Source organism: Halorubrum luteum, assembly GCF_054652935.1.
This window is the reverse complement of the sequence record NZ_BAAIGT010000002.1, coordinates 353277-380255: the sequence shown is the minus strand read 5'-3', so window position 1 is coordinate 380255 and position 26979 is coordinate 353277. Positions and strand designations below refer to the sequence as shown.

Sequence of the window (26979 nt, the reverse complement as noted above, 5' to 3'; positions counted from 1 at the left end):
GTCTCTCGGATCCGTTCCATCCCGAGCCGCGTGCCGTCGTGCCGATCGCGCCCCTCGAGCCGACGGCCGAACGGGGATGATTTCATAACGGTTCCCTGCACAGGGTCGAACACGTGTGAGTTCCGAGTCTCTCGATCGAGTCGACGACGTCGTCGGAGCACTCGCTGCCGCCGTCAGTGAGAGCCCCGTCGCGACCGCGAACCGGCCGGGCTGGTGGGGCGTCGAAGGGTCGATCCCGCTGCTAGTCGTCGTCATCGTCGCCGGAATCGGCACCGGGCTTCTGTTCGCGGTGAGTCTTCTTGCGTACCACCGGCGACGGAGCAGACAGTATCTTCTTATCAGCGTCGCCGTCGGCGCACTCTGGCTACGGTCGGTCATCGGGGCGGCTACCGTCCTCGGCTACGTGCCGATGCCCGTTCACCACTTCATCGAGCACAGTTTGGATTTCCTCATCGCCGCGCTGGTGTTGTACGCCGTGTACGCCAACGCACCCGGCACGCTCTCCGGGCGGATCGACACTGGCTCCGACGAGATCGACGAGTAGTAGCCGCTCGCATCGAACGTCTCACGGCTTGTGATCTGCGTTCCCGTACAGACTCACGCGGCCGGACAGTCCACCGACCTTGCTTCCGACCTTCGTTGACGGTGTCTTCACCAATCTGACCCAACGGCCGGAGCAGATATGTGAATCTCTTCAGATTTCATAAACGGAGGGGTAATGATCCAATTTCTGTACTGTTCAGTTCTGTATCATCGAGGGCGTCATGGAATAGTTCACAAACCTACAGAAGAATTGCACAGTGCCGATATCGCAGCGATCGATCTCGGGCGTATATTGCGCATACGAGAATCGATGTGTGGTTTATAAAGGTGTATTCAGCGTGGTGAGGAGTGGTATATAAGTGAGCGGTGGAGCAGAGACCGACTTGGAAGCCCCAGCCGCGACGGCTCGCGCGGCTCGCTGCGCGCTTCAGTCGCTCACTTCGCTCGCTCCTTGCAGTGCTTGCTTCGCCGGGCGTCGCCCTCGCGACTGCCCCTTCCAGTCCCGCCCCGCACCGCAGCCTCGGACCACCCCAGCCTCGACCGGAGGGGCCGCCGGAACCGCTCGGCGGCCCCTCCGGTCTCCCTCGCGCGCTCGCTCACGGGCCTGCGGCCCGCTCGCGGCGCGCGCCACCGCAACCACAAGCAAAACATTGTTCGTTTATCAGGCGACTGCGGGCGGTCGGCGCGCGCCTCCGAGCGGGCCGCAGGCCCGTGAGCGAGCGCGTGCGAGGGAAGCGGCGGCGAGCGCGGAACGCGCGAGCCGCCGACGAGGCTGGGGAGGCGTGAGGTGCGGTTGCGGTGCGGTCGGGTGGGGTTGAAAGGGGCAGCCGTGATCCCCGCGAGCGGAGCGAGCGGGGGCTCGGGAGACGCAGTCTCCCGGTGGGGCGACGCCCGCCGCTGTAAGCACCACAGGGAGCGAGCACCGCGAGCGACCGAGGAGCGCAGCAAGGCGCGCGAGCCGTCGCGGCTGGGGCTTTCAGATCGTTCGTCGCGGAGCTATCGCTCCCGCGACTCACTTATAAACCAAATCCGATCCCCTTACATGATTCCTTATAAACAACCCAGTCACCCTAATAAGAGACGTACGCCCGGTATCGATCACGAAGCAGGCTCGTTCGCACGAGTGATTCGGGTGTGATATTATGACACAAACACCATGAAAGTAGTTTTGCAACACTCTATCTTGACATCCTCCTCCGCGTAAACGCGGAGGAATCCTGAGCGTTGGAGATTTCAGGTTTGCAGTTCCACCGAACCTCAGTACGGTGAGACTCCGTGTGAGGTTCACGGACTGTGGCGGGTGGGACTGCTGGGAGTGCCAAGCCCCCGGTACTCCTATCCTCCATCGTATATGGACTCCCGAAGTTGTTTTTGCCTTGGGGAGTCCGGCAGATCTCGACGGACTTGGAGTTACTTTCTGTGGTGCCTACAGCAGTCGGGCACTGCATCGGTTCATTATAGGAACCGACCGTTCACCTGACTGGTTCCGATTACTGTCTTATTGCTTGGGGCGGACAGGCCGCCATCGTAGGACTGGCGGGAATCGCTCCGTTCCCAGCCTGATTCCTACCGATACGTAGGATTGCCTGTCAGTTCAAGCTACGGATTGCCAAATCTCAGTGTGGCTATTGCAGCGTGGATTGCTTCCGAGTTGTCGGATTCATCCTGCGGCTGAAGCCGCAGGTATTCTCCTTGATTCTTTATAATCTCTAATGAATGGCTGACCAGTTAGGTAGGAGGTAAACCAACGTTCAGGACATACACCCTAACAGGTCTATCAGGTGTTATCGACGTGCCAACAGGATTAAAGCGTGATTTAGGACTGCTTTCGACGATGGCGATCGCCATCGGGGCGATGGTCGGATCGGGAATTTTCATTCTGCCGGGCGTGGCGTACGTGACGGTGGACGGGCCGGCGGTGGTGTTGGCGTTTCTGCTGGCGGGAGTGTTGGTGTTGCCGGCGGCGTTTTCCGCTTCCGAGATGGCGACCGCGATGCCCGAGGACGGCGGATCGTACGTGTACGTCGAGCGGGGGATGGGGCCGTTGCTCGGAACGATCGCCGGTATCGGTAACTGGTTCATGCTCTCGTTTAAAGGCGCGCTCGCGCTGATCGGCGGCGTCCCCTATCTCGTGTTCGTCGCTCCCGGCATCGCCGAGTACATCCTCCCCATCGCCGTCCTCCTCGCCGTGTTTTTCACCCTCATCAACGTCGTCAGCACCAAAAGCGCCGGCAGCCTCCAGTTCGCCATCGTCGGTGTGATGATCGTTGCGCTCGCGTGGTTCATCCTCGGCGGTATCCCCGACGTCTCACCCGAACGAACCGCGGGCGCGTTCAACTACGGGTCGGGTGGACTGGTCGCGGCGACCGCGCTGGTGTTCATCTCGTACGCCGGCGTGATCAAGATCGCCGCGGTGGCCGAGGAGGTCAAAGACCCCGGCACGACGATCCCCCGAGCGATGGTCGGCTCGCTTCTGTTGACGACCGGGCTGTACGTCGCGGTCGTGTACGTCGCCGTCGGCGTCGTCGACATCGACGCCGCCATCGCCGCCGGCGAACTCCAGTCCGACGGAGAAGGACCGATCATGGCTCTGGCGGCCGACGCCACGCTCGGCCAAGCCGGTACCGTCGCCGTCGTCGGCGCGGCGCTGTTAGCGTTGGCATCGACGGCGAACGCGGGGCTGTTGTCGGCGTCGCGGTTCCCGTTCGCAATGGCGCGTGACGGACTGGCTCCGGGTGCGTTCGAGCGAGTGAGCGAGCGGTTCAACACGCCCGTGCTCGCGGTCTCGCTGTCGGGGGCGGTGATCGTCGTGTTGATCGTGTTCTTCCCGATCGACCAGGTGGCAAAGTTCGGCAGCGCGTTCCAGATCATCGTGTTCATTCTGGTGAATCTCGCGCTGATCGGCTTCCGAGAGGGAGCGGTCGACGATTACAGCCCCGAGTTCACCTCGCCGCTGTACCCGTGGATGCAGATCTTCGGGATGGCCAGCGGCTTCGTCGTGCTCACCCAGGTCGGCACCGTCCCCTTCGCCGGTGCCGCCCTCATCACCGCCGTCTCTGCCGTCTACTTCTACGTGTACGTCCGACCGCGGATCGACCGCGAGGGTGCCGCACGGACCGAAGTCCGCCGGAACGTCGGCGAAACCGCCGTCGAGCGCACCCGCGAGCTGTTCGCCGAAGGCCGCCGCTACGACTCGCTCGTCGCTATTACCGAACGAACGCCGGTGCCGACGCGGATCGATATGCTCCGGATCGGGATGGACTTATCCGCGCTCCGAGAAGGCTCGGTGCAGGTTGCGACGTTCAAGAAACTCCCCCACCGCGTGTTCACTGCCGGCGACACGACTTCGAGACACGACGAGCCGCCCGAGTGGGCGCTCGAGGCGGAACCGCTCCCGGGAGTCAGAGACGACGCCGACGTGACGAACGCCGACGGAACGACTGACGGCGGCGTCTCACGGCCGGACGAGGAGAGTGCTGCAGGGCTCGACGGCGATGCCTCGACCGTCGGGACAGGACCCGACAGATCCGGCCGACCGAACCGAAGGCGGACTCCCCAAGTCGATTTCCGGACGATCCGGACGGAGGAGGTGGGGTCGGCGATAGTGGAGTTTGCGGCGTTCGAGGATATGGATTTCATTCTGTTGGAGCGCCGGGTGGAGGAGTTACACGAGCTGTACGGTGAGGGGCTCAACGAGCACGTGTTGAAAAACGCGCCGTGTGGGGTGTTGCTGGTGGAGGATCGCGGATTCGAGGGGGCCGACGAGATAGCGGTGGCGACGAGTCGAGGGGTGTACGATCCGGAGAAACTGTTGGTGGCGGACGCGATCGCCGAGGAGACGGGAGCGACGCTGACGCTGCTGCAGACGGTTCCCGAGGGCGCGCCCGACGAGCGGAAGCGAGCAGTCCAACAGTACCACGACGAACTGCGGCGGGTACTGACGGTGACCGCGGACTCACGGATCCTCGAGACGGACGACCGCGTCGAGGGGCTCGCACAGTACGCGAACGCGGCCGACCTGCTGGTCACGACGACCGAACGGCGCGGGCTCCGCGGTGCGGTGTTCGGCCGCCCCGGCGACCGACTCGTCGACACCGTCGACATCACCGCCATCATGGTCCAGCCAGCCGACCAACGACAGACCGGCCTGATCCAGCGCGTGCTCCTCGACCGCCTCTTCGGCGGCTAACTCGTTTCGGAGCCGATTTTGAGCGCGTCGCTATCGCGAACCCGACCGATTTCGCAAAACCGGGCGGAGCTAGCTTCGCGAGGCGGAGTGGTTGGTTTCGATACCCCCGTACTCCGACTCGAACTCTCGAATGAGCTGTCCCATTCTTGCGTACCAGTCGTTGAGGGTTCGCCGCATCTCGTTGGCGATCTCTTCGGGGTCTGCGGGATAGTACACGTGGTAGTAGCCGCCCGAATCGTAGTTCACCTGTTCCTTCCGAACGAAGCCGTCCTGAAGCAGCCGCTGGATCGACCGGTACGCCGTCGACCGCTCACGATCGACGCGGTCGGCGACTTCGTCGACGGTCAACGGCTCGTCGCTCTCGACCAGCGCAGCGAAACACTCCCGGTCCAACTGCTTGAGACCATAGATACACTCCAGTAATCCCTCACACACCAGCTCCTGTTGGAGCTGTTCGGTCAGTGGGTCCTGCATGGATTACATGTATCTTCGGTTCCCGGCGATATAATAATTGTGAATATTGTGCATTACTATAAAAATTTGTCTCAAACCGCCGGCTCACCGAGGACGGTATGTGAACACGCAGTTCTACCCATGTCTCCGACGGTGTGCAACGTATAACCAAGTAGAATTGCGGTTCGCATGCACAACTATTATTTGCTATCGGTGCGTAGTAACGTCCATGACCGCCACGGATGACGAGCGGCAGCGGATCCGAGAACGAAAGAAACGGGAGCTCCGTCAGCAGCTCGAAAACGGTACCGAGTCGGCGGACGCTTCGGAACCCGGCACGCCGACCGAACCGATCCATATCGAGGGACGGGACCATCTTAACCGGGTCGTCGAGACGCACTCGGTCGTGCTCGTCGACTGCTACGCCGACTGGTGTGGTCCCTGCCAGATGCTCGAGCCGACGATCGAGGAGCTTGCGGCCGAAAGCGACGCCGCGGTCGCGAAAGTCGACGTCGACGCACATCCGGGACTCGCTCAGCAGTTGGGCGTTCGCGGCGTTCCGACGCTGGTCCTGTACGCGGACGGCGAGGCGGTGGAGCGAACGAGCGGCGTACAGGACAAAGCGACGCTTCAGGCGCTCATCGGCCGGTACGCGTGAGCACCTCCGGGCATTCGCAGCGGAGTCAACCGCCGAATAGCCGACTCCTCACCAGTTTCGGGAGACGGGTGTCTCGCTCGCGTCGGTAGCGTCTTTGAGCCACTCGACGGCCGCATCCAGCGCGTCAGTCTCGACCCCTGTCAGCTTCAGTCGGTTGTGCTTCTCCGATCGATCAGGATAACAACCGACGGATACGTCGAAGCGATCGCCCGCCTCCGCGAGCGCGGGAACGATATCGGCCTCGGGCTCGACGGTGTAGAGAAACCGTGACCGTCGGTCGCCGACGAACTCCTCGGCGACATTCCCGAACATCGCCTTCAGCTCGTCCGGAATACCCGGCATGACGTACACTCCGTCGATCTCACAGCCCGGTGCGAGCCCGGCGTCGTTGAGAAGCGGTCTAGCACCCGCCGGGATAGCCGCCTCGGCGTCGACGTCGATCTCCAGGTCACCGGCATGATTCGGAACTCGCTCGCGGATCCGTGCGAGCCGGTGCTCGACGTGGTTCCGTGTCAGCTCCGTCGCGACCATCGCGCGGTCGAACGCGTCGGCGACCGCCTCCATCGTCACGTCGTCCGGCGTACCGCCGATCCCGCCGGTGACGATCACGGCATCGAACGCGGCACCGTACTCCGTGACGTGGCTGGCGATGAGCTCCCGGTCGTCCGGTAGCGAGAGGATTCGTCCCACGGCGACCCCCCTGTCGTCCAGCTGGGACGCCAACCAGTTTGCGTTCGTGTTCACCGTGTCGCCCGCGAGAAGCTCGTCCCCGACCGTGATCAGTGCGGCGTCCATCGACCCACCGTTGGGACGGCTCGCTGATAGGCGTATCCACGCCGCCCGTGGGGGTCCCGAGAGTCGGCGAACGGAGCTCGTCGGACGAGCGGTTACCGTCCGTGCACGGACGGATCCGTTTAAACCGACGCAGCACCTGTTCCGGATAATGGGTGCGACCGACGACGAGTACGAGATCGCGGTAGTTGGCGGTGGGCCGGCAGGACTCACCACCGCACTGTACGGCGCTCGACTGGGACACGAAACGGTGCTCATCGACCGGGGCGGTGGCCGTGCGGCCATGATGGCCGACACGCACAACGTGATCGGCGTTACCGAGGAGGTGTCCGGAAACGAGCTCCTCGCGACGGGGCGCGAGCAGGTGCAGTCGTACGGCGGCACCTTCGAACGCGGATTCGTAACTGACGTGGTGGCGACCGACGACGACCGATTCCGTCTGTCGACCAACGACATCGATATTCTCGCCGATCACGTCGTGCTCGCCACCGGTTTCTCCGACGAGCGCCCGGATCCACCCCTGCCGCGAAACGCGAAGGGACTCCACTGGTGTCTCCACTGTGACGCGTACATGTTCGTCGACGAGCCGGTGTACGTGATGGGTCACGGGGAGGCGGCCGCCCACGTGGCGATGATCATGCTGAATCTGACGGACGATGTCGACCTGTTGACCCGCGGCGTGGAGCCGACGTGGAGCGACGCGACCGCGGAGCAGCTCGCGTCCCATCCCGTCGACGTGATCCACGAGGAGGTTGCGGGCGTCACGAACGACCCCGACTCCGGCTGGCTCGAGGCGCTGGAGTTCGAGGATGGTGCTCGCCGCGAGTATCGTGGCGGGTTCCCGATGTACGGCTCCGACTACAACACCACGCTCGCGGAGGGGTTAGGCTGTGATCTCACTGCCGACGGCGAGATCGACGTCGACGACCACGGCCGTACCAGCGTCGACGGCGTGTTCGCCGTCGGCGACGTGACCCCCGGCCACAATCAGGTACCGGTCGCTATGGGACAGGGCGCGAAGGCCGGCATCGCGATCCACAAGTCGCTTCGCGAATTCCCCCGCTCGACCGAGGAGCTCGCCCGGAACGGCCCCGTCGACTCCGCGGAGGTCCCGGCGATCTCGCCGTCGCTCATGGCGACCGCGGTCGCTCACCACGGGCACGCGGGGGGCCCACGGTCGGAATCACAGGCCGAGTCGGACGTCGACCAGCCGCCGTCGTGAGAGTGTGCGTCCGTTGGTGAGCAATGCGTGTGTCAGTTGACGAGCAATGCGTGTGTCAGTTGACGAGCAAGGTCTTTGTCAGTTGAACACATGGTGTAACACGTAAGCGGTGCGATCATGATCCCGGAGTGGTTTCCGTCACTGATTCTGTTCACCATGCCAGCGAGCATCGTCGGATATGCGGTTGGACGAGTTCACATTCGGCATCTCGCGTTCCATGGTGGCGAGTCGAAGTACCCCGACCCGATCCCGGAAACCGTCGAGGCGTATCGCGAACTCCACTACGTCGAAGAGCTGCAACGTACCTCGTTCGGCGCGATGCTGGTAGTTCTCGTGACTGCCAACCTCGCGCTGTCGGCGGCCACGGTCGGGATGATCGTCGGGTACTTTGGTGTCGGGTACTACTTTGCGACGAAAGTTATTCGTGGACTTGCTGGCGTCGACGGGGCGGACGAGCCGCAGATATTCGACACCGACGGAGCTACCCGGACGCAGACTCCCGATGGAACGTCACCGGAAGCGACTGAAGCCGTCGACGACGCGAGTCGCAACGAGAGCGAGCTCGTCGAGGATTCGAGCGAGGGTGCAGACGACACCGTCGACGATCCGTAACGCCGGACCCGACATCCCACGACGCTTTTGTCCCCCGCGGTCGGAACGGCGATATGGCCGATCTCCATCCGATCGCGAAGCGGATCCACAACGTGCAGCCTCGACCGGTCCGTCTGGAGCTTGACTCCGGCGACACCGGCGTGTACGAGTTCTCTTCGACGGAGTTCTTCCAACGGGAGTTCCGCGGGGAGGGAGTCCGTGTCGACGACGACGTCGACGCCGAGTACCGACTGATCACCTCGGAGGACGGCGAGCGCGTGCTGCTCGGTCGCTCCGTCCCCGACGAGGAGGGTTGGTCGATGGTGGGTGCGATCATCTCGGCGGAGCAGGCAGAGGAAGCGTGAGGACTTCGACGAAGCGGGCAGCGGAGCCGTGAGCGTCTCGGCGGGCAAACGCTCCTGGAACTCGCCCTCGCAAGTTGTTTACAGTTCGTCCTCGAATCCATCCTCGAACACGAACGTTCCGTCACGCTGGACGACATCACCGTCGACCTCGATGATGGAGTCCTCGCTCATGTCGACGATCATGTCGACGTGTTCGGCCGACTCGTTGCGCTCGTTCTCCTCGCCGACCGTCTCCGGATAAGCGGTGCCGACCGCCATGTGGACGGTGTCGCCCATCTTCTCGTCGAACAGCATGTTGTACGTGAAGCGGTCGATCTGGCGGTTCATCCCGATCCCGAGCTCGCCAAGGTATCGCGACCCCTCGTCGGTGTCGAGGATCCCGGACAACAGCTCCTCGTTGCGTTCGGCCGAGTGGGAAACGACCCGCCCCTCCTCAAACCGGAGCCGCGCACCCTCGATCTCGCGTCCGTATCGATACAACGGCAGGTCGAAGTACACCTCACCGTCGACGCTGTCCCGAACCGGCGCGGTGAACACCTCCCCGCCGGGGAGGTTCGCCTCGCCGTAATCGTTGAGCGCCTCGTTGCCGGCGACGCGCATCGTTACGTCAGTCTCCTCGCCCGAGCGGATCCGGACCTCGTCGGCGTCGTCGAGGATCTCGACCAGCTCCGCCTGGAACTCGCGTTGCGCGTCCCAGTCGAGCGACACCGCGTCCCACACGAAGTTCTCGTACGCTTCCGTACTCATTCCCGCGAGCTGGGCGTGTCCGGCGGTCGGGAACTGGGTGAGACACCACGTCTTCGACAGTCGTTCGCGTTTCACCTCCTCCATCGCGCGGTTGTACGCGGCGTTCGTCTCGGGAGCGACGTCGGCGTCCTCGGTGACGTTCGCGCCACCACGGGCGATGACGAACACGTCCGTCTCCTCGTAGAGGGCGAGTCGATGGCTCGGCTCCTCGAACTCGGTGGCGGCCCGTTTGAACGCCCGATCGGCGGATTTCGAGTAGTTGAGATAGACGGGGTTCGCGCCGCGGTCACCACAGATCTCGTGGAGCGCGACCGCGAGATCCTCGGCCTCCTTCGGGAGCTGGATGACGACGTTATCGCCGGCCTCGATGCCGGTGGAGTGGTTAGCGATGATCTCCGCGTGCTCTCGGATGCGTGCGTCCATACGGATCCCTCTCGTCCCGTCGAATTACCGCTTTTGGAACCGGCGGCGAGCGACGACCGGGGACGCACCCCGCCGTCAGGAGACGAACAGCCACACGCCGAGCGCGACGAGCAGCGTTCCGGCGATCCGGTCGAGCGCTCGCCCGGTCCGCTCCGACTGAAGGAGCGTCGCGGCTCCGCCGGCGGCGACCGCGACGCCGCCGAGATACAGCGCTGTGAGACCTGCGTACGTCGCTCCGAGAAACGCGATCGTCCCGCTCCCACCGCTTGGCGGGACGAATCCGGGAAGGAACGCGAGGAAGAACAGCGCCACCTGCGGGTTGAGCGCGTTGACGGTGAACCCCTCGCGGACGCCGCCGCGAGCGACCGTCGTCTCCTCGTCGCCGGCCGACCACAACGTGTTGACGCCGAGATAACAGAGGTAGATCGCTCCCGCCGTTCGGACGACCGACTCGGCACCGGGCACGCTGCGGTACAGCGCCGCGACGCCAACCGTGACGAGCACGGTGTGAAACAAGATACCGAGCGTGACGCCGAGCGCCGCTCGAACACCCTGCGTCCGCGTTTCGAGCCCTCGGGCGAGGACGAACAGCGTGTCGGGTCCCGGCGTCAGGATGAGCGCCACGGCCGCGAGGACGAACAGGGCGTATCGAGAAGGCTCGATCAGCAGCGACGCGGCGACGGTCATCGGTCGCGGTACTGCCGGCGAGCGGTTAAATCCACGGGCATCGGACCCTGCGGTCCGCTCCCACGAGCGCGGACGTAGCGATCGTATCCGTGGCCACATCCCGAAACGCTTTCACCGCGAGCGCGCTCCCATCCGGCAATGCTCGAACGCGTTCCGCTGTTACCGTCCGGAACGACGCTTCCTCCCCTCCCGTATCTCGTCGGCGTGCTTCTCGCGATCGGGGTCGTCGTCGCGGCGCTCCGTCGTCGACCGCCGCGGGTGACGGAGCGGCACGTGCTCGCGCTCGCGCCGTGGATGGTGCTCGGTTCCGTGCTCCACGTTCTCTACGTGCTCGACACGCTGCCGTCGGCGCTCGCGCCGCTTGCCGGCTCGCCGACCGTGTACGCGACCGTCGCGGTGCTCGCCGGAGCGACGTGGCTGCTCGTCGAGTCGGGACCGATCGAAGACGGTCGAGTGCCGTGGCTGCTCGCGACGGTCGGGACGGTCCTCGTCGTTCCGGTCGTCGCGATCGCCGCACTCGACGGCGTCTCCCGGCCGGGTGTCGTCTGGTCGACGGTCGCGCTCCTCCTCACGGTGCCGGTCGCCGCCGCGACGTGGATCGGGCTCACGCGGGCGGCCCCGGCGACCGCCGTTACCGGAGCCGTCGGCGCGCTCGCCGTGTTCGGTCACGCGCTCGATGGCGTCTCGACGGCGGTCGGGGTGAGTCAACTGGGGTTCGGCGAGCGGACGCCGCTTTCCCGTGCCATCCTCGAACTCGGCGGCGTACCGCCAGTTCCGGTGGTTGGCGAAGGATGGGTGTTTCTCCTCGTCAAGTTGGGCGTCGCGAGCGGGGTCGTCTGGTTGTTCGCGGAGTACGTCCGTGAGGAGCCCGTCGAGGGGTACCTCCTGCTCGGGTTCGTCGCCGCGGTCGGGCTCGGTCCCGCCGCACACAACCTGCTTTTGTTCTCGGTTGCGGCGTGAGCGACGATGAACGCTACTTCGCGTCGCTCGTGAACGTCGTCGTGTCGGGTCGGGGTCCGATCCCGGTTCCGGTCATGGGGACGGCGTCAAAACACGGCTCGCCCGTCGAGGAGCGACACGAGTCGTGTGGCGTGCTCGGCGTCGACGCGTCAGTCCCGAGCGTGTCAGGGGAGTCGCCGCCGCTCGTGGCGTCCCTCTGACACGGGTCCGGGTGGGTCTCCGATCGCGCCGTCGAGAGATCCGTCGGTCGGGTGTGAGTACGTTGGGAGGTCCGTCGGTCGTCCGTCGACGGCTCGGGAGACCGGGTCGACGCGGGAGGACGCGTCGGCTCTGTCGTCAGCAGGGAGTCGGGCGCGGAGCCGGTCGTCGATGTGGCCGTCCGTTCCGACGGACGTGGTGGGGCGTCGGGGGCGCTCCCGCTCGCGCAGGTCGCTTCGGGCGGGTAGCTGTTCGTTCGGGCAGTGGTCGTATCTGTCGTGGTCGTTTCGATGTCGGTCGTCTCGTGTCGGGTCGGCGTTGTGTCAGGCTTCATTGGATCGTTGGATTGGTGGTCTCGGGTCGGGTCCGAATCGTGTCGGGTCGGCGTTCATGGACGATTCCGCGACGTGGGTGATGGTCCGATCGACTGCGAGTACGTGTACGGGCATTGCGACTGGAGAGAGCGAAACGGCGCTAATAAAGTTAACGAATGATAATGATAATATTAGATAATGTCCTTAAATGGCCCGTGGTAACAGTCGACACGAACGGAGTCGCGCCCGGGCTCGGACCTCGTCGGCACTCGCACCAGTTATAAGCGAGTTCTCGCTGCCCGCGGGCGTCGAACCGCCGGCGAGGACGCCGCATCCGTCAGTATACTCCTGTCACGCTCCCGGCGGCGTATCGGGAGCTTATTAGTCCCCGTGACCGAGAGTCGTCACATGAGCACTGAGGACGCCGACGCTCCCGACACGGATCCGACGGGGAGCGCTGACGACGCCGACGCTGACCACGAGAACGCCTTACAGGACGTCATCGCCGTCGATCCCGACGACAACCCCCAGGGAACGGTGAATCGACTGGACGCACACACCGGCGACGGGATCCGTCACCGCGCGTTCACCTGTCTCGTGTTCGACACCGAGGGACGAATTCTCCTCGCACAGCGAGCCCCCACGAAACGCCTGTGGGACGGCCACTGGGACGGTACGGTCGCCTCCCACCCCGTCGAGGGGCAGTCACAGGAGGCGGCCACCGAAAAGCGGCTGGAGGAGGAGCTCGGGATCACGCCCGACCAGTACGGCGACGTGGCGCTCACCGACCGGTTCGAGTACAAGCGCTACTACCCGAACGAGGGCGTCGAGTGGGAGGTGTGTGCCGTGTTGAAGGTCACTCTCGAGGACACTTCGCTCGATCCCGACGACGAGGAGATCGGCGGCATGCTATGGGCGGACTACGAGCACCTCCACGAGAACCCCGCGCTGTACCGCCAGCTTCGACTCTGTCCGTGGTTCGAGATCGCGATGCGCCGCGACTTCGCGTAAAACCACGGGTTGAAGGTCGTTCCGCGACCATCCGTTCGTATGACTATCGTCGTGTTGCTGGCCGACCCGCCTCGTGAGGGACTCGTTGGGACCGAACTCGCGGCGTCGACATCGCTGTCGTCCGCCGAGAGCGCGGCACTGTACGAGGCGCTGTTCAGGGACGTGGTCAGCGCGGTCGATCGCTCCGGCGGCGACCTGCTCGTCAACTATCCCGACGAGGAGGATCTCCCCGCCGAGCATCGTACCGACACGTCGCCGGAAGCGTCGCTCCGGGCGCTCGTCGCCGACACGCTCGGCGGCACGGAAGACGTTCGATTCGAGCGACAGGTTGGCTCGACGTTCGACGCCCGCGCGGGCAACACGGTTACCCACCTGCTCCGCGAGGAGGGGGCCGACTCCGTCGCCGTCGTCACCCCGACCGCACCGCTTCTCTCCCGGACCGTCATCGATGCCGCGGCAATGAAGCTACGGACCAACGAGATGGTCCTCGGCCCCTCGACCCGCGGGCGGACGTACTACGCCGGCTTCACGGAGCCGATCGATTTCGAGGGGGCGTTCGACGCGCCGGCGCTGTCGACGCTGGCCGACCGCGGCCGGGGGGCGGGGCTCGACGTGGAGTTCGTCGAGTCACAGCCGTCGCTCGAAACCGGCGACGACCTTCTCGACGTCGTTCCCCAGCTGCGTTCGCGGATCGATGCCGAGCGGATCGTCCCCGAACACCTCGCGACGTTCGTACACGAGCGCGGACTCGATGTCGTGAGCGAGGACGGCGAGCTGCAGCTCGTTCGGGAGTGAGACGGCTCGCGAGTCGTTGCTAGGGGTGTCGGTGCAGGTTCGTTGGCTCATTCGGCTCTCGACCGACACCCATTAGTCGGACGGCACCGACGTGTCGAACTGTGGTGGGATGGCAGAGTGGCCTATTGCGCCGGTCTTGAAAACCGGTAGCCTCACGGCTTCCTGGGTTCAAATCCCAGTCCCACCGTCAGCGCGCGGCGCAGGTCGCGCCGCTCGCATTACCGTAACTGTATGCAGTTACATCCATGGTGTGTCTGATGACGACGCCGTCCGACGGTTTCGCCCCGGAACCACAAGCCAACCGGTCGCGTCTCACGAAACCCGGTAACGCTCACGTCAGGTGTCGCATGCCACCGTGACACACATTATCTTTAACATCGATCCGACCGATAGAACGTGTAGGTGATACAGGTATGAGCTACGAACTCGATCCGCTTCCGTACGATTACGACGCGCTGGAACCGCACATCTCCGAGCAGGTGCTGACGTGGCATCACGACACCCACCATCAGGGGTACGTGAACGGCTGGAACGCGGCCGAGGAGACGCTCGCCGAGAACCGCGAGGAGGGAGATTTCTCCTCGTCGGGCGGCGCGCTCCGAAACGTGACGCACAACGGTTCGGGACACGTGCTCCACGACCTGTTCTGGCAGAACATGAGCCCCGAAGGCGGCGACGAGCCGGAAGGCGCGCTCGCCGACCGCATCGAGGAGGACTTCGGCTCGTACGACGCCTGGAAAGGCGAGTTCGAGGCGGCGGCCTCCGCGGCCAGCGGTTGGGCGCTTCTGGTGTACGACAGCTTCTCGAACCAGCTCCGTAACGTCGTGGTCGACAAACACGACCAGGGCGCGCTCTGGGGGAGCCACCCGATCCTCGCGCTGGACGTCTGGGAGCACTCCTACTACCACGACTACGGTCCGGCTCGTGGCGAGTTCGTCGACAACTTCTTCGAGGTCGTCGACTGGGAGGAGCCGTCCGACCGCTACGAGCAGGCCGTCGAGCTGTTCGAGTAACCCGACTCGTCCGCCCGCCGCAGCTCGAACGCGTCGAACCCCGCATTTTTCGCCGAAGCCGACCGACACCGTTTACGGAGCGACGCGTCTACCCTCGCGCATGCCTGAACCGAAGTCGACGTTCGCGGAGACGTTCCCCTGTGAGTTTTACACGCCAGCGGAGCTTCTCGACCCCGACCTGATGTACACTATCCCGGAGATCGCTCGGCTGCTACAGGGGCTCGAGCCGGATGCCGAGATCGACGCCGACACCGAGGCGGTGCTCGTCGACTGGGCGGTGCCGTGGGTGATGGTGAACGCCGAGGATCTCGTGATCGCAGAGCCGCTGGAGACGGACGGCCCCGGCTACTACGGCGTCGCACCGCACGCAACCGATCCGACCGACGGTGACGAGTGACCGGGGACGAGAGACCGGTCCCGGGGCGTGGTCACGATCCCCGGGCGACCCCCACATTCCTCGTCGCCGGTGGCGACCGGGTCGATGCGGGAAAGACGACGTTTTCAGTGGGGCTGCTGGCCAGACTTGCGGAGCGTCACGGCGACGCGGTCGGCGTGAAACCGCGCGCGGGCAACGACCACTGGTTCGACCACGACGACTATCGCGCCGCGACCGAGACGGGCCGTCTGTACGGGAAGGACGCTCGCCGTCTCGCCGCGGCGAGCACGCGACCGCTCCCGGCCGCCTCGGCGGATTCGCGACCCGAGGGTTCACATCCCGACGCGGGCGTACCTGCGATGACGCCGGAGCTCACCACGCCCGAGTCGATCAATCCGATCCATCGTCTCTGGCGACCGACACCCGGACGAACCGGCATGCTGGGCGACGCCGACAGGACGTTCCTCTGTGACCGGGTCACGACCCAGGATGGGTCGCAGTTCGTCGTCAACGGGGCTGCCGAGAGCGAGGGACTGCTCCCCGCTGAACTGCGTGAGAGGCTTCCGCTTGCGGACGCGACTCGCGTACCCGACGTTCCATCGTTCAACGACGTGATGGCGAGGACGTACGTTCCCGCACTCGAGCGCCTCGCCGAGCGCGTCACGGCCGCTGCCGTCCCCGTCGTCGTCGAATCGTACGCGGACGTCGCCGTACCACTCGAGATCCATGTTGACGCGGTCGCCGTCGTCGAGCCTGGTCGGGCTCGGCTGTACGCCGGCGACCGATACCTAAAAGCGCGAGCCGTCGTTTCCGGCAGCGCTCGGGAGGGAACGATGGAGGAGCACACCGACGCCGTTACCGAGATGATCGAGCCGCTTGCGACCGTGGAGCTCCCGGCGCTCGACGAGGAGACGCGCTCCGGTCCGGACCGCGTCGCGAGCGCGTACGAGCCGGCGTATGCGGCGCTCACGGAGCACTGCCGGGACGAGTAGCTCACTGCCCCTCGGCGGTCCGTTTGATAAGTGCCCCGAGTCGGTCGTAGAAGTCGGGGACGTACTTCGTTTCGTGATCGATGGTCGGACGCGCGTTCGTCTCGTTGACGAGGATCCGGTCGTCGGTTTCGAGAAGGTCGACGCCGAGATAGTCGATGCCGAGCGCCTCGGCAGTCCGCTCCGCGAGATCGCGAGCGTGGTCGTCGAGCTCGACGCCCGTGGCGTCCGCGCCGCGGTGGACGTTGTGTTTCCATCGTCCCTCCGCGAGCGCATCGTCCGGCAGCTCCCGGCGAACCGCTCCTGCGTACTCGCCGTCGACGACCATGGCTCGATAGTCCCGTGCATCGGGGAGGAACTCCTGAATCAGATACGACTTGTCGCCGGTCGCACGGTAGTCGTGGACGAGATCCAGATAATCGATGATGCCGAGAAGCGAGTCGAGGTCCATCGCCTTTGCGACGCCGACGCCGCGAGTCGTCGAGTTGGGTTTGACGACCACCGGGAACGAGAACGCATCGACGGCGTCGGTCACGGCTGCATCGTCGACGGGGTTCGATATCATGGTGGTTTTCGGAACGGGCACCCCGGCCACATCGAGCGTCGCGAGAACGCCAGCTTTGTTTCGCGAGACCACGACCGCGTCGCGACCGTTCACCCACGGGATCGAGAGCCGTGCGTCGATCGTCGCCCCCTCCATGAGCCGCGAGGGATACACGAATCCAACGTCGAACTCGTCCGTGCAGGCTGCGGATCGGCGGCCCTTTTCCCCGGAACTGCCCGCTGAGACGCGGATCGACCGCTGTTTCGCTCGCAGGTGTCGGGCCTCGATTCCGCGCGCTGCAAGCGGCTCACGGATGCGGTCGAGCGTCTCGGCGGCGGTCGTCACGGCGAGACGGAGCATATCCGTCAGTGGGGATGCATCGAGTAAAACTCACGGGACCACATCCGCGGCGGCGGTTCGTCCTCGACAGACCTTTTCGCCCGTGCGGCGAGTCGATCGTATGGACGACCTCGTTTGGGAGACGACCGGCACCGAGATCGACTACCGCTGTCCCGGGTTCGACGTTCGGCGCGATGACGTCCGGTTCCCTGACGGCACGGACGGGGAGTTTCATTACGTCGAGGAGCCGCCCGCCGTGGTCGTGTTGCCGTTCACCCCGGCCGGCGACGTGGTCGTCATCGACGAGTGGCGGCAGGCAGTCGGCCGGCTCAACCGAGGACTCCCCGCCGGAACCGTCGAGCCAGACGACGCGGACGACCTCGAGCGCGCGGCCGCTCGCGAACTCGGCGAGGAGACCGGCTACGTGGCCGACGCCTTCGAGCACCTCATCAGCGTCGAGCCGGCGAACGGACTGCTCGATGCCGTTCATCATCATTTCGTCGCCACGGGATGTGAACCGACCGCCGATCGGAATCTCGACCACAACGAGTCGATCGCGGTCGACGTCGTTCCGTACGACCAGCTTCTCGCGGAGGTCGTCGACGGCGAGCGGCCGGACGGTCGGACCGTCACGGCCGTGACGCAGTACGAACTCACCCGGCGGTGAATCCATCGAGATGGGCCGGTTGACATCCTCCTCCGCGTAAACGCGGAGGAATCCTGAGCGTTGGAGATTTCAGGTTTACAGTTCCACCGAACCCCAGTACGGTGGGAATCCGTACGGGGTTCACGGGCTGTAGCGGATGGGACTGCTGGGAGTGCCAAGCCCCCGGTACTCCTATCCTCTATCGTGTTCGGACTCCCAGAGTTGTTTGTGCCTCGGGGAGTCCGGCAGATTTCGACGGACTTGGAGTTACTTTCTGTGGTACGTACAGCAGTCGGACACTGCATCGGTTCATTGTAGGAACCGACCGTTCACCCGACTGGTTCCGATTACTGTCTCATTGCTTGGGGCGGACGTAGTTGGATAGCAGTTCCATGTCGAGACGATTTCGTAGCAGTCTCATAGATCGTTCACTACTGCTGAATTACTGTGTCGCTGGGGAGTCGCGGATCAACGGAATCGACAGATTCCGTGATCCGCACCGACGACAGTTCGCTACTCCGCCAGCAGCTCGTAGTCAAGAAGCTTGAGAACCGGCTGCTGCGACGCCAGATTACTGCACAACAACAGAAGATCGAACAGCTTGAGGCTCGCCTCAAGCAGTACGAAAATCCAAACACACCACCCAGTAGACAGGGTGGTGCGGCTAATTCACCAGGCGATGACGACCAAACCGAGGACGAAGACCAAGAACCTGATGAAGACGACGCTGGCGGCGACTCTGACGCCGCCAGCGACTCATCGCCTGGACGCAGCGAAGGTCACGAGGGAACAACTCGAACAGCACCTGAACCAGAAGAGACGATCCTCGTTGATCAGGGATTCTGTCCAGACTGTGAGCAAATCCTCTCTAGCCCTGATAGCTACGTTTCACGGACTATTATTGACGTACCGCTTCCTGTTCCAACCACTGTTACCGAGTACAAGCTCGGCAAACACCACTGTTCTTGTGGTAACGAGGTTGTTGCTGAGCATCCTGACTGTCCCGAAAAGGGGCGGTTTGGGCCAAATATCATGGCCCAAACCGCTCTCGGTCGGTTCCATCAACGACTGCCGAACCGGAAACAGGCCGAGCTGTTTGACTGGGACTTCGACCTTCCGATCTCTCACCGGACGATCTACAACTTGACTAAGCGGGTCGCAGCCGGTCTGCGACCCGCTTACGAGGATGTCAAAGAGAAGATTCGGGAGAGTGAGGTCGTCTACTGCGATGAAACAGGCTTTCCGGTCGATGGAGAACAACACTGGGCGTGGACGTTCGTCACTGATGACGAAGTGCTGTTTTGGGTTGATGAAAGCCGAGGAAGTGGAGTCTTAGAAGACGTCCTCGGCGAGGAATTCGCCGAGGACTCGACGCTCAGTTGTGACGGCTGGTCGGCGTATTCGAGTTATCACACGAAACTGCAGCGGTGCTGGGCGCACCTGTTGCGGGAGGCTGAGTACGTCGCTGAACGGTACGAGGAAGCAGAGCGGCTGTCTGAAGAGTTGCACGCACTCCACGACGATCTAACGACGTTCGTCGAAGGAGATCCGTCCGCTTCCGCCCGCGAGCAGAAGCGGGCGGAAGCATCCTTACACCTGGAGGGCCTGGTGAGGGAAGGTTACGAGGCCCAAGAGGTTCAGCAGCTGATCAAGAAGATCAGCAATGGCTTGGGTCACTGGCTGACGTTCGTGACCGAACGGGGTGTTGATTCAACGAATAATCGCGCAGAGCGGGCTCTGCGCGAGCAAGTAGTCCTTCGGAAGATGTTTCGGACCCTGCGTTCGGCAGAAGGGGTCCAGATTCACGAGACAATAACAACGATGTTGGCGACGTGGAAACGACGAGGACTTGATCCACCTGAACAGCTCCAGTCAATTCTGGGTGGGAGAGAACTTCGGTAAGGACGAGAGGCATCACTGTGCGGTGTATCTTTGTCTTGCTATCCAACTACGGGCGGACAGGCCGCCATCGTAGGACTGATCGGAATCGCTCTATTTCCGGTCTAATTCCTGTCTGTATATAGGGCTGCCTGTCACTTTAAGCCACGGATTGTCAAATCTCCGATCGGCTATCACTACGTGGACAAGCTCAGAATTGTCGGATTCATCCTGCGGCTGAAGCCGCAGGTATTCTCCTTGATACTCTATAATCCACCGCGACGAACAGTCCTTTGAGCGCGGGCGTCCTACGAGAGGATAATGACCGACCGATCCGACGACCCACCCGGCCCTCCCGACGATTCGACCGGCCCCTCCGACGACCCATCCGGCCCCTCCGACGAGTCGACCGGCCCCTCCGACGAGTCGACCGGCCCCTCCGACGAGCCGGAGCCGGACGACGAGTTCGTCTGGAGCGATGCGGTCGAAGACGACCGGTCCGCCGCCGCGGTTTCGGCGGACGACGCACCGGCCGAGGAGCCCCGCGACGTGTCCGCTGGACTCCCCGACGATGCATCCGCCGAGACGCCTGGCGGCGCGGACGACAGAGGGCGGCCGATCGTCGCGCTCGCGGTGGCGGTCGCGCTCGGGCTGCTCGGTCCGCTGATCGCGCTCGCCGGTGGGATCGGCGTGTTCGCGCTCGATGCGGTGTTCGAGCTCGGGTTTATCGCGAATATTCTCCTGACGCTGTTCGTGGGCCAGTACGTCGCGTTCGCGGGTCTCGCGGTGGCGTACCTTGCGTGGCGTGGCTTCGACCGCTCCGGGATCGTCTCGTATCTCGGGGTTCGCTGGCCGAGCCTGACGGAGGTGGGGATCGTGATCGGCGGCTGGGTCGTGATCCTCGTCTCGGTGATGGGGATCTCGTTCGTGATCCAGCTGATCGGCGTCGAGACGGCCGCGAACCAGAGCGCCGAAGTCGCGCTTGCGAACCCCGCCGTCATTCCCCTGTTCATCGCCGCCTCGTTCCTCGTGATCGGTCCGTGCGAGGAAATTCTGTACCGCGGCGTCGTTCAGGGCCGGCTCCGGGAGTCGATGTCGGCCGCCCCCGCCATCGTGATCGCTTCTGCGGTGTTCGCGTTCGTCCACGTGATGGCGCTGACCGGCGGCATCACGGGTCGGCTCACGACCGTGGCGATCCTGTTTTTCCCCAGTCTCGTCTTCGGCATCGTGTACGAGTACACCGAGAACATCGTCGTCCCGTCGCTGCTACACGGGCTCCACAACGCGGTGATCTTCACCCTGCTTTATATTTCGGTCGTGTACGCGGACGAGTTCGAGGAGTTCGCCGAGATGAGCACGCTGCTGTTCGGGATCTGATCGAGTTCTGTGTCGACCGGGAGGCTGTTGTCGTCGTCACGGACGCCGGCAACGTTCGCCACCGTCCCGGATTGTGCGCCTCATGAGGAACGGCCGACAAGCCGCCGGAGACGCCGAATGAATCCAGTTTGACGGACTCAGGAGCGTATTCGCTACGGTCCAGGATTACCCGTGACGCCGCCGTATTGATGTCGGAGCCGTACACTTTGGTATGCAGACGAACGGAGCGACGACGTCACGGCGATCGTTTCTCACGGCCGCAGGCGGTGCAGCGACCGTCGGACTCGCGGGCTGTCTCGGCGGCGGGGCGACCCTCGACGAGCTGACGGTCGCACACATGCCGATATATCCGGACCTCCAGTGGTACGTCATGGAAGGAGAGGGGTATTTTTCCGAGATCGACGCCGAGATAGCCGGCGAGGAGTTCACTGACGGCCCAGCGATCGTGCAGGCGTTCGCCGGGGGTGACATCGACGTCGCGATGTTCGGCATCGTGCCGGCGATGATCGTCATCGACCGCGGGCTCGCCGCGCAGGTGACCGCGGCGAACATCCGGGAGCCGATGGGGATCATGGCCGAGGAGTCGTTCCACGAGACGTTCGAGAGCCACGGCGGCGAGGCGTTCGAGCGCTTTGCCGACGACCACGGTCGCCCGTTCCGGTTCGGTACGTTCCCGCAGGGAAGCGTTCCCGACGTTCTCTTACGCTTCTGGCTGGAGGATATGGGCGTCACGCCCGGCGAGCACGTCGAGATAATCGAGATAAACGGTGCGAGCGCGGTGTGGCAGGCGATCGCGAACGACGAGATAGACGGGACATCGATCATGGAGCCGGTGCCGACGATCGCCGACGAGGAGGGGTCATCGGTCCGGATGCTCCGGACGGCCGCCGACATCCTTCCCGGGCAACCCGCCGCAGTCACGCTGATGAGCGACGCGGTGCGCGACTCGCCGCTGGCCAGCCAGTTCGTCGAACAGCACGTCCGGGCCACCGAGTTCATCGACGCGAATCCGGACGAGACGGCGCGGCACGTTGAAGAGGGGATCGGGATGCCGGCCGACCGCGCGCGTCGGGCGCTCGACTCGCCGCTGTTGAACTTCATCACCGACCCCAACGAGATCGTCGAAGCGACGCAGGTGTTCTCCGAGTTCGCGAACCGCAACGGCCAGATAGACGACCAGCTCGCAACCGAGACGATATTCGATCTGTCGGTGTACGACTCCCTGTAATGGCGATCGAGATCGACGACGGGTTCGACGATGACGCGGTCGGCGACGATGACGCGGTCGGCGACGATGACGCGGTCGGCGACGATGACGCGGTCGGCGACGATGACGCGGTCGGCAACGCGTGGCGACGCCTCGATCCGACCCGCGCACTGCGGGGCGTCCTCGGCATCGCGGGGTTCCTCGTCGTCTGGCATCTGGCGGCGCTCACCCAGCCCCCGTTCGTGTTGCCGTCTCCGGTCGCGGTCGCGGAGACGTTCGCCGCGGAGCTCGCGTCCGGCGAGATGACGACGGCGCTCGGTCAGAGCGTTCGTCACTGGATTCCCGGCACGGTCGTCGGGACCCTGCTCGGCGTCGTTTCCGGCGTCCTGCTTGGCTGGAATCGGACGCTCGACGACGTGAGCGCGCCGATAGTTCGGCTGCTCCGGCCCGTTCCGCCGCTTGCGCTTATCGGCTTCGCGATCGCGTGGTTCGGGATCAACCACGCCGGTGCCGCGTTCATCATCGCGGTTGGCGCGTTCTGGATCAACTTCTACGCCGCCTACGGCGCCGTCGAGGGCGTTTCCGCGGATCTCCTCGACGTCGGTCGGACGCTCGGCGTCCGGTCCGATCTCGACATGCTTCGGTCGGTCGTCGTGCCCGCGTCGCTCCCCGAGATCATGACCGGGATACGGACGGGTCTCGGCCGCTGCTGGATGCTCGTCGTCGCCTCGGAGATCTTCGGCGTGCCCGGCGTCGGCCGTCGCATCCTGCGGGCGAGCAACAACCTGCTCGTCGACGAGGTGATCGCGTACATCCTCGTGTTGAGCCTGATGTATCTGGTCGTCGACGTGGCGTTCCGCGCGGTCCAACGGAGGGTGTTAGTGTGGCGGGCGTGAACGACGATACGATGACGGAGTCCGAACCCGAGTCAGCGACGGCCCGGAAAACCGACTCGACGACGATCCGGAAAACCGACTCGGCGACGACTCGGAGTTCGGAAGGAACCGACGATGGCCGCTCCGGCGTCGTCGTCGACGGGGTCGGGAAGACGTATTACGGCGGCGAGCCCGTCCGCGCGCTCGACGACGTGACGTTCTCCGTCGCCGACGGGGAGTTCGTCTGTCTGGTCGGTCCCTCCGGCTGCGGGAAGACGACCCTGTTCCGCGTGATCGCCGGATTAATCGACGCCACCGACGGCCAGGTTCTGTTGAACGGCACGCCGGTCACCGGGCCGACGACCGAGATGGGCGTCGTGTTCCAGGAGTACCACCTGTTTCCGTGGCGCACCGTCGCCGGAAACGTTGCGTTCGGCCTCGAACGAATCGGCCTGAGCGACACCGAACGCGCGGATCGAGTCGAGGAGATGCTCGAACTCGTCGGGCTCGCCGACTTCCGGGACGCGTACCCGAAATCGCTCTCCGGCGGGATGAAACAGCGCGTCGCCATCGCGCGAGCGCTCGCGGTCGACCCCCATCTGCTTCTGATGGACGAGCCGTTCGGCGCGGTCGACGCACAGACTCGCGAGATGCTCCAGCGGGAGCTGCTCGACGTCTGGTCGTCGACGGGCAAAACCGTCCTGTTCGTCACGCACGACGTCGACGAGGCGGTGACGCTCGCGGACCGGATCGTCGTGATGGCCGCCGAGCCTGGTCGCGTCCGCGAGGTCGTCGACGTCGACGTCGACCGACCGAGACGGCGCGACGATCCGGCGTTCGGCGACCACGTAGCGCGGATCCGCGAGCTGATCGGTGCCACGCGATAGACGGACCGGACGGATCGGAGCGTTAGGCCGGATGGAACGAGACGTCCGAGCACCGACTACCTGGCGGCCGCGTCACGAAGCTTCGGCTACTCGTCTACGGCCGCGTCACGAAGCTTCGGCTACTCGTCTACGGCCGCGTCACGAAGCTTCGGCTACTCGTCTACGGCCGCGTCACGAAGCTTCGGCTACTCGTCTACGGCCGCGTCACGAAGCTCCGACAGATGGGTCCGGATCACCGAGAGCGTTGCGTCCGCGTCGGCGTACCCCTGGTCGTACTCCTCGAGTGCCGTGTCGGTGTCGTCGAGGAATCGGACGACCGCGTCCTCGAGGTCGGATCGCTTTCCGCGGCTCGGGTCATCGTCAGCGTCCGCACCCATCGTTCATGCCTCCACGTACGGTTTCACCGCCCGCACGATGGCGTCGACGTCGAACTCGTCTTCGGTCTTGTCGAAGACGACGTCGCCGTCAGCACGGACGACGAACACCCCGTCGTCGCCGGTCACGAGCGCGACCTCGTCGACCCGTTCCCCGAACTGTGTGAGGACCGCCTCGGCGACGTCCTGAGCGCGGTTCAACATGCCACACGGTACGCAGTACTCGATCTCGACGCGTGTCATGCGTCGACCGTTGACGCTACCGTCGGTTAAACCTCCGCACGCGACGTCCGGGGCGTCCCGGGCGTCCGGGGCGTCCGGCCGTCGAGCGAGTGTCCGCGATCCCCGTCGCGACCTATCCAAACCGTTCGAATCCGGGACGCCAGTACAAAAGGGCGACCGTGAGCAGGAACACGGCCGTCGAGAGGTCGTAGGAGGCGTCGAGCGCGGTCGCCGCGAGGATGCCCGTCCCGCCGAACACCGCGGAGCCGATCATCGCGAGGATCGGCAGCGTACAGGAGATACACGAGAACAGGCCGACGATCCCCGCGACGACCGATCCGGACGCCTCGAGAACGGCGACGTACACGAGCTTCGCTAACGCGAGGTAGCCGAGCAGATACGCCGGCATCACGATGACGGTCAGATACTCGCCGGCGTACACGAACGCCGGTCCCCATCCAGGGGGGAGCCACGCGACCCGGGCGTCGACCGCCCGCTCCGGCACGCCGGTCGCGACGAGCCCGGCGAAGAACGCGAGCAGCGCGAAGTAGCCGGCAGCGATCCCGAGCGCCCGGCGCCGCGTCTCGAAATCGTAGCCGCGAGGGATCGGGGCCTTATATAAGACGAGCGCGGAGACGTTCACCCAGACTAGCCCGTAGATGACGTATCTCGGCGTCGACGGAAACGAGCCGAGCGCAGCGTAGTACGCGACGACGAGAACGGCCTGCACGTTCAACAGCAGTGCTGTGACACCTACCGTACGGAGCTCCGGCGTCGCCGCACCGACGCGTCGACCGATCTCCCTGAGACCATCGACGATCGCACGGTCGCTCGATCCGGCGTCGGTGCTCATACGAGAAGGGCGTCGAAGAGGACGGCGAAAAGCAGCAGCCCGAGGTACGCGTTCGACGCGTGGAACGCCCGGAACGCGGCTGTCTCCGTCTGTTCGTAGTGGAGCCGTATCACCGCCCAGAGGAACACGGCACCGAGCGCGACCCCGACGGCCGCGTACAGCCCGCCGAGCGGCTCCGCGACGACCGCGAGCACGGCAGCGGCGACGAGCGTCGCCCCCAGATACCAGACGATGTGCCTGCGGGTTGCCGTCTCACCGTGCACCACCGGCATCATCGGGAAGCCGCCACGCTCGTAGTCGGAGCGATACGCCAGCGCGAGGTTATAAAAGTGCGCCGGCGTCCACAGGAAGATGACGAGCGCGAGCAACACTCCCCCGCTGCCGATCGTCCCGGTGACCGCTGCCCAGCCGATCAGCGCCGGAAGCGCACCGGCTGCGCCGCCGAGCACCGTGTTCTGGACCGTGTTCGGCTTGAGGATGAGCGTGTACACGATGCTGTAAAACAGGATCGCGACGAGCCCGAGCGCGGCAGTCAGCGGGTTGATACTCCAGAACAGCGCGAGCGAGGCGGCGGTCAGGAGGAGCCCGAACACGATGGCGTTCGGCACCGGAACGAGGTCGGTCGCCAGCGGCCGGTCGCTGGTTCGCTGCATCCGCTTGTCGACATCGCGTTCGAGCACGTGGTTGAACGTCCCGGACGCGCCGATCGCAAGGGAGCCCCCGACGAGCGTCGCGGCGACCGCGTACGGCGTGAACCCGGGGCCGCCCGCGAGCGCCATCGCGGCCGCCGCGACGAGACACAGCAGCCACATCAGCCGCGGCTTCATCAGCCGGAAGTACGCGCCAGCAGTCGCCCGCAGGCGCGGAAGCGCCGCTTCCGGGATCGCCGGTTCGGGGGCCTCCTCCGCCGGCGGAAGATCGTCGGCACCGGGGTCGAACGACTCCGGGGCGTCGTCGGGCTCGCCGGTCTCGGATTCGAGCCGCCACGCGAGCGCCGCGAGGACGCCGCCGAAGATCGCGACGCCGACGACGAGATGTGCGGAGCCGACCGACGGCGGAAGCTGCCCGACCGCGACGAGGGCGCCGAGCCCGGCCTGTACCGGAAACAGCAGGAGCGCGACCGTGAGCGCGACGCGAACGCGGCGACTCACGTCACCCATCCAGGCGAGAGCGGCAGAGACGACGACGAGAACGCCGACGGCCATCGCTATCGCCCGGTGACCGAGCGCGATCCAGCCGGCGAGTTCGGTCGGGAGCGCGTAGCCGCCCCCACAGGCGGGCCACCCCGAACATGCGGCCGTGGCCTCCGTTAGCGACGTCGTCGTCCCGACGACGAGCAGGAGGTACGCCCCCATGACCGTCGTCGCGAGGACCGCTGGAAATCGATCGATCGACACTACAAACGAGTACGGTATCGTCCCATATAGATGCCGCGCTTCTCCGTACCCCGA

At 64.8% G+C, this 26979-nt stretch carries 28 protein-coding genes and 1 tRNA gene; 19 read left to right on the top strand and 10 right to left on the bottom strand.

Annotated elements, in window-relative coordinates:
- The first annotated feature begins 232 nt into the window (after positions 1-232).
- Both ACYQ0R_RS01915 and ACYQ0R_RS01910 read left to right on the top strand, forming a co-directional pair.
- Positions 233-544 (top strand): DUF7471 family protein, encoded by a 312-nt coding sequence (locus ACYQ0R_RS01915; protein ID WP_459825637.1) that lies wholly within the window; start codon positions 233-235, stop codon positions 542-544.
- Positions 545-2335: 1791 nt separating this feature from the next.
- Positions 2336-4732 (top strand): APC family permease, encoded by a 2397-nt coding sequence (locus tag ACYQ0R_RS01910; RefSeq protein ID WP_459820659.1) that lies wholly within the window; start codon positions 2336-2338, stop codon positions 4730-4732.
- A 69-nt stretch (positions 4733-4801) separates the two neighbouring features.
- Here ACYQ0R_RS01910 and ACYQ0R_RS01905 read toward each other — a convergent pair whose 3' ends face one another.
- Positions 4802-5206, bottom strand: coding sequence for a helix-turn-helix domain-containing protein (locus ACYQ0R_RS01905; protein ID WP_459820658.1), 405 nt, complete (start codon positions 5204-5206; stop codon positions 4802-4804).
- 208 nt (positions 5207-5414) lie between these two features.
- Between ACYQ0R_RS01905 and ACYQ0R_RS01900 the strand changes: the two genes are divergently transcribed.
- On the top strand, positions 5415-5843 hold the full coding sequence (locus tag ACYQ0R_RS01900; RefSeq protein WP_459820657.1) for a thioredoxin family protein: 429 nt from the start codon (positions 5415-5417) through the stop codon (positions 5841-5843).
- Positions 5844-5891: 48 nt separating this feature from the next.
- Here ACYQ0R_RS01900 and ACYQ0R_RS01895 read toward each other — a convergent pair whose 3' ends face one another.
- Positions 5892-6638, bottom strand: a complete 747-nt coding sequence (locus ACYQ0R_RS01895; protein ID WP_459820656.1) for a competence/damage-inducible protein A — start codon at positions 6636-6638, stop codon at positions 5892-5894.
- Positions 6639-6786: 148 nt separating this feature from the next.
- On the opposite strand from ACYQ0R_RS01895, the gene ACYQ0R_RS01890 reads away from it, so the two are divergent.
- The 3 genes from ACYQ0R_RS01890 (at position 6787) to ACYQ0R_RS01880 (ending at position 8813) form a co-directional block, all read left to right on the top strand.
- A complete protein-coding gene (locus ACYQ0R_RS01890) occupies positions 6787-7857 on the top strand; it encodes an NAD(P)/FAD-dependent oxidoreductase (RefSeq protein WP_459820655.1) in 1071 nt (356 codons plus the stop codon).
- 117 nt (positions 7858-7974) lie between these two features.
- On the top strand, positions 7975-8469 hold the full coding sequence (locus ACYQ0R_RS01885; protein ID WP_459820654.1) for a hypothetical protein: 495 nt from the start codon (positions 7975-7977) through the stop codon (positions 8467-8469).
- A gap of 53 nt (positions 8470-8522) precedes the next feature.
- Entirely contained in the window at positions 8523-8813 is a 291-nt protein-coding gene (locus tag ACYQ0R_RS01880; RefSeq protein WP_459820653.1) for a DUF8072 family protein, read from the top strand.
- 78 nt (positions 8814-8891) lie between these two features.
- On the opposite strand, the gene ACYQ0R_RS01875 is transcribed toward ACYQ0R_RS01880, so the two are convergent.
- Together ACYQ0R_RS01875 and ACYQ0R_RS01870 are read right to left on the bottom strand one after the other, a co-directional pair.
- On the bottom strand, positions 8892-9983 hold the full coding sequence (locus ACYQ0R_RS01875; RefSeq protein WP_459820652.1) for an aminopeptidase: 1092 nt from the start codon (positions 9981-9983) through the stop codon (positions 8892-8894).
- Between the two features lie 75 nt (positions 9984-10058).
- A complete protein-coding gene (locus tag ACYQ0R_RS01870) occupies positions 10059-10670 on the bottom strand; it encodes a LysE family translocator (protein ID WP_459820651.1) in 612 nt (203 codons plus the stop codon).
- Between the two features lie 138 nt (positions 10671-10808).
- Between ACYQ0R_RS01870 and ACYQ0R_RS01865 the strand changes: the two genes are divergently transcribed.
- Entirely contained in the window at positions 10809-11630 is an 822-nt protein-coding gene (locus ACYQ0R_RS01865; protein WP_459820650.1) for a DUF63 family protein, read from the top strand.
- A 13-nt stretch (positions 11631-11643) separates the two neighbouring features.
- On the opposite strand, the gene ACYQ0R_RS01860 is transcribed toward ACYQ0R_RS01865, so the two are convergent.
- Positions 11644-12162: a hypothetical protein gene (locus ACYQ0R_RS01860; protein ID WP_459820649.1), complete on the bottom strand. Its 519-nt coding sequence runs from the start codon at positions 12160-12162 to the stop codon at positions 11644-11646.
- Positions 12163-12550: 388 nt separating this feature from the next.
- Between ACYQ0R_RS01860 and idi the strand changes: the two genes are divergently transcribed.
- The 6 genes from idi (at position 12551) to ACYQ0R_RS01830 (ending at position 16329) form a co-directional block, all read left to right on the top strand.
- Positions 12551-13153, top strand: coding sequence for an isopentenyl-diphosphate Delta-isomerase (gene idi, locus ACYQ0R_RS01855; RefSeq protein WP_459820648.1), 603 nt, complete (start codon positions 12551-12553; stop codon positions 13151-13153).
- A gap of 39 nt (positions 13154-13192) precedes the next feature.
- Entirely contained in the window at positions 13193-13948 is a 756-nt protein-coding gene (locus tag ACYQ0R_RS01850; protein ID WP_459820647.1) for a DUF2064 domain-containing protein, read from the top strand.
- A 103-nt stretch (positions 13949-14051) separates the two neighbouring features.
- Positions 14052-14135, top strand: a tRNA-Ser gene (locus ACYQ0R_RS01845).
- A gap of 226 nt (positions 14136-14361) precedes the next feature.
- Positions 14362-14961: a superoxide dismutase [Mn] gene (gene sod / locus ACYQ0R_RS01840; protein WP_459820646.1), complete on the top strand. Its 600-nt coding sequence runs from the start codon at positions 14362-14364 to the stop codon at positions 14959-14961.
- 100 nt (positions 14962-15061) lie between these two features.
- On the top strand, positions 15062-15358 hold the full coding sequence (locus tag ACYQ0R_RS01835; RefSeq protein ID WP_459820645.1) for a DUF5827 family protein: 297 nt from the start codon (positions 15062-15064) through the stop codon (positions 15356-15358).
- Positions 15355-16329 (top strand): ATPase, encoded by a 975-nt coding sequence (locus ACYQ0R_RS01830; RefSeq protein WP_459820644.1) that lies wholly within the window; start codon positions 15355-15357, stop codon positions 16327-16329. The genes ACYQ0R_RS01835 and ACYQ0R_RS01830 overlap by 4 nt, the downstream gene beginning before the upstream one ends.
- 1 nt (position 16330) lies before the next feature.
- Here ACYQ0R_RS01830 and ACYQ0R_RS01825 read toward each other — a convergent pair whose 3' ends face one another.
- Positions 16331-17230, bottom strand: a complete 900-nt coding sequence (locus ACYQ0R_RS01825) for an ATP-grasp domain-containing protein (protein WP_459820643.1) — start codon at positions 17228-17230, stop codon at positions 16331-16333.
- A gap of 100 nt (positions 17231-17330) precedes the next feature.
- On the opposite strand from ACYQ0R_RS01825, the gene ACYQ0R_RS01820 reads away from it, so the two are divergent.
- The 6 genes from ACYQ0R_RS01820 to ACYQ0R_RS01795 all read left to right on the top strand — a co-directional run bounded on the left by ACYQ0R_RS01820 (position 17331) and on the right by ACYQ0R_RS01795 (position 24079).
- Complete coding sequence (locus ACYQ0R_RS01820) at positions 17331-17876, top strand: NUDIX hydrolase (RefSeq protein WP_459820642.1); 546 nt, start codon at positions 17331-17333, stop codon at positions 17874-17876.
- A gap of 426 nt (positions 17877-18302) precedes the next feature.
- Complete coding sequence (gene tnpC, locus ACYQ0R_RS01815) at positions 18303-19757, top strand: IS66 family transposase (protein ID WP_459820641.1); 1455 nt, start codon at positions 18303-18305, stop codon at positions 19755-19757.
- 297 nt (positions 19758-20054) lie between these two features.
- A complete protein-coding gene (locus ACYQ0R_RS01810; RefSeq protein WP_459820640.1) occupies positions 20055-21110 on the top strand; it encodes a CPBP family intramembrane glutamic endopeptidase in 1056 nt (351 codons plus the stop codon).
- A 211-nt stretch (positions 21111-21321) separates the two neighbouring features.
- On the top strand, positions 21322-22338 hold the full coding sequence (locus ACYQ0R_RS01805; RefSeq protein WP_459820639.1) for an ABC transporter substrate-binding protein: 1017 nt from the start codon (positions 21322-21324) through the stop codon (positions 22336-22338).
- Positions 22338-23213 carry an ABC transporter permease gene (locus tag ACYQ0R_RS01800; protein ID WP_459820638.1) on the top strand — a complete coding sequence of 292 codons (876 nt, stop codon included), beginning with the start codon at positions 22338-22340 and terminating at the stop codon, positions 23211-23213. The genes ACYQ0R_RS01805 and ACYQ0R_RS01800 overlap by 1 nt, the downstream gene beginning before the upstream one ends.
- An 11-nt stretch (positions 23214-23224) precedes the next feature.
- A complete protein-coding gene (locus ACYQ0R_RS01795) occupies positions 23225-24079 on the top strand; it encodes an ABC transporter ATP-binding protein (protein ID WP_459820637.1) in 855 nt (284 codons plus the stop codon).
- 185 nt (positions 24080-24264) lie between these two features.
- Here ACYQ0R_RS01795 and ACYQ0R_RS01790 read toward each other — a convergent pair whose 3' ends face one another.
- The 4 genes from ACYQ0R_RS01790 to ACYQ0R_RS01775 all read right to left on the bottom strand — a co-directional run bounded on the left by ACYQ0R_RS01790 (position 24265) and on the right by ACYQ0R_RS01775 (position 26883).
- The gene (locus tag ACYQ0R_RS01790; RefSeq protein ID WP_459820636.1) at positions 24265-24456 is read right to left on the bottom strand and encodes a hypothetical protein; all 192 of its coding nucleotides are present in this window, start codon (positions 24454-24456) and stop codon (positions 24265-24267) included.
- Positions 24457-24459: 3 nt separating this feature from the next.
- Entirely contained in the window at positions 24460-24696 is a 237-nt protein-coding gene (locus tag ACYQ0R_RS01785; protein ID WP_459820635.1) for an Rdx family protein, read from the bottom strand.
- 112 nt (positions 24697-24808) lie between these two features.
- Positions 24809-25528, bottom strand: a complete 720-nt coding sequence (locus ACYQ0R_RS01780) for a DUF7546 family protein (protein WP_459820634.1) — start codon at positions 25526-25528, stop codon at positions 24809-24811.
- Positions 25525-26883, bottom strand: a complete 1359-nt coding sequence (locus tag ACYQ0R_RS01775) for a heme o synthase (protein ID WP_459825635.1) — start codon at positions 26881-26883, stop codon at positions 25525-25527. The genes ACYQ0R_RS01780 and ACYQ0R_RS01775 overlap by 4 nt, the downstream gene beginning before the upstream one ends.
- Positions 26884-26979: the final 96 nt, after the last annotated feature.

Coding starts and splice junctions, on each gene's coding strand:
- ACYQ0R_RS01905 (WP_459820658.1), bottom strand. CDS start 5,206: ATGCAGGACCCACTGACCGAACAGCTCCAACAGGAGCTGGTGTGTGAG.
- ACYQ0R_RS01900 (WP_459820657.1), top strand. CDS start 5,415: ATGACCGCCACGGATGACGAGCGGCAGCGGATCCGAGAACGAAAGAAA.
- ACYQ0R_RS01895 (WP_459820656.1), bottom strand. CDS start 6,638: ATGGACGCCGCACTGATCACGGTCGGGGACGAGCTTCTCGCGGGCGAC.
- ACYQ0R_RS01890 (WP_459820655.1), top strand. CDS start 6,787: ATGGGTGCGACCGACGACGAGTACGAGATCGCGGTAGTTGGCGGTGGG.
- ACYQ0R_RS01885 (WP_459820654.1), top strand. CDS start 7,975: ATGATCCCGGAGTGGTTTCCGTCACTGATTCTGTTCACCATGCCAGCG.
- ACYQ0R_RS01880 (WP_459820653.1), top strand. CDS start 8,523: ATGGCCGATCTCCATCCGATCGCGAAGCGGATCCACAACGTGCAGCCT.
- ACYQ0R_RS01875 (WP_459820652.1), bottom strand. CDS start 9,983: ATGGACGCACGCATCCGAGAGCACGCGGAGATCATCGCTAACCACTCC.
- ACYQ0R_RS01870 (WP_459820651.1), bottom strand. CDS start 10,670: ATGACCGTCGCCGCGTCGCTGCTGATCGAGCCTTCTCGATACGCCCTG.
- ACYQ0R_RS01865 (WP_459820650.1), top strand. CDS start 10,809: ATGCTCGAACGCGTTCCGCTGTTACCGTCCGGAACGACGCTTCCTCCC.
- ACYQ0R_RS01860 (WP_459820649.1), bottom strand. CDS start 12,162: ATGAAGCCTGACACAACGCCGACCCGACACGAGACGACCGACATCGAA.
- idi (WP_459820648.1), top strand. CDS start 12,551: ATGAGCACTGAGGACGCCGACGCTCCCGACACGGATCCGACGGGGAGC.
- ACYQ0R_RS01850 (WP_459820647.1), top strand. CDS start 13,193: ATGACTATCGTCGTGTTGCTGGCCGACCCGCCTCGTGAGGGACTCGTT.
- sod (WP_459820646.1), top strand. CDS start 14,362: ATGAGCTACGAACTCGATCCGCTTCCGTACGATTACGACGCGCTGGAA.
- ACYQ0R_RS01835 (WP_459820645.1), top strand. CDS start 15,062: ATGCCTGAACCGAAGTCGACGTTCGCGGAGACGTTCCCCTGTGAGTTT.
- ACYQ0R_RS01825 (WP_459820643.1), bottom strand. CDS start 17,230: ATGCTCCGTCTCGCCGTGACGACCGCCGCCGAGACGCTCGACCGCATC.
- ACYQ0R_RS01820 (WP_459820642.1), top strand. CDS start 17,331: ATGGACGACCTCGTTTGGGAGACGACCGGCACCGAGATCGACTACCGC.
- ACYQ0R_RS01810 (WP_459820640.1), top strand. CDS start 20,055: ATGACCGACCGATCCGACGACCCACCCGGCCCTCCCGACGATTCGACC.
- ACYQ0R_RS01805 (WP_459820639.1), top strand. CDS start 21,322: ATGCAGACGAACGGAGCGACGACGTCACGGCGATCGTTTCTCACGGCC.
- ACYQ0R_RS01800 (WP_459820638.1), top strand. CDS start 22,338: ATGGCGATCGAGATCGACGACGGGTTCGACGATGACGCGGTCGGCGAC.
- ACYQ0R_RS01795 (WP_459820637.1), top strand. CDS start 23,225: ATGACGGAGTCCGAACCCGAGTCAGCGACGGCCCGGAAAACCGACTCG.
- ACYQ0R_RS01790 (WP_459820636.1), bottom strand. CDS start 24,456: ATGGGTGCGGACGCTGACGATGACCCGAGCCGCGGAAAGCGATCCGAC.
- ACYQ0R_RS01785 (WP_459820635.1), bottom strand. CDS start 24,696: ATGACACGCGTCGAGATCGAGTACTGCGTACCGTGTGGCATGTTGAAC.
- ACYQ0R_RS01780 (WP_459820634.1), bottom strand. CDS start 25,528: ATGAGCACCGACGCCGGATCGAGCGACCGTGCGATCGTCGATGGTCTC.
- ACYQ0R_RS01775 (WP_459825635.1), bottom strand. CDS start 26,883: ATGGGGGCGTACCTCCTGCTCGTCGTCGGGACGACGACGTCGCTAACG.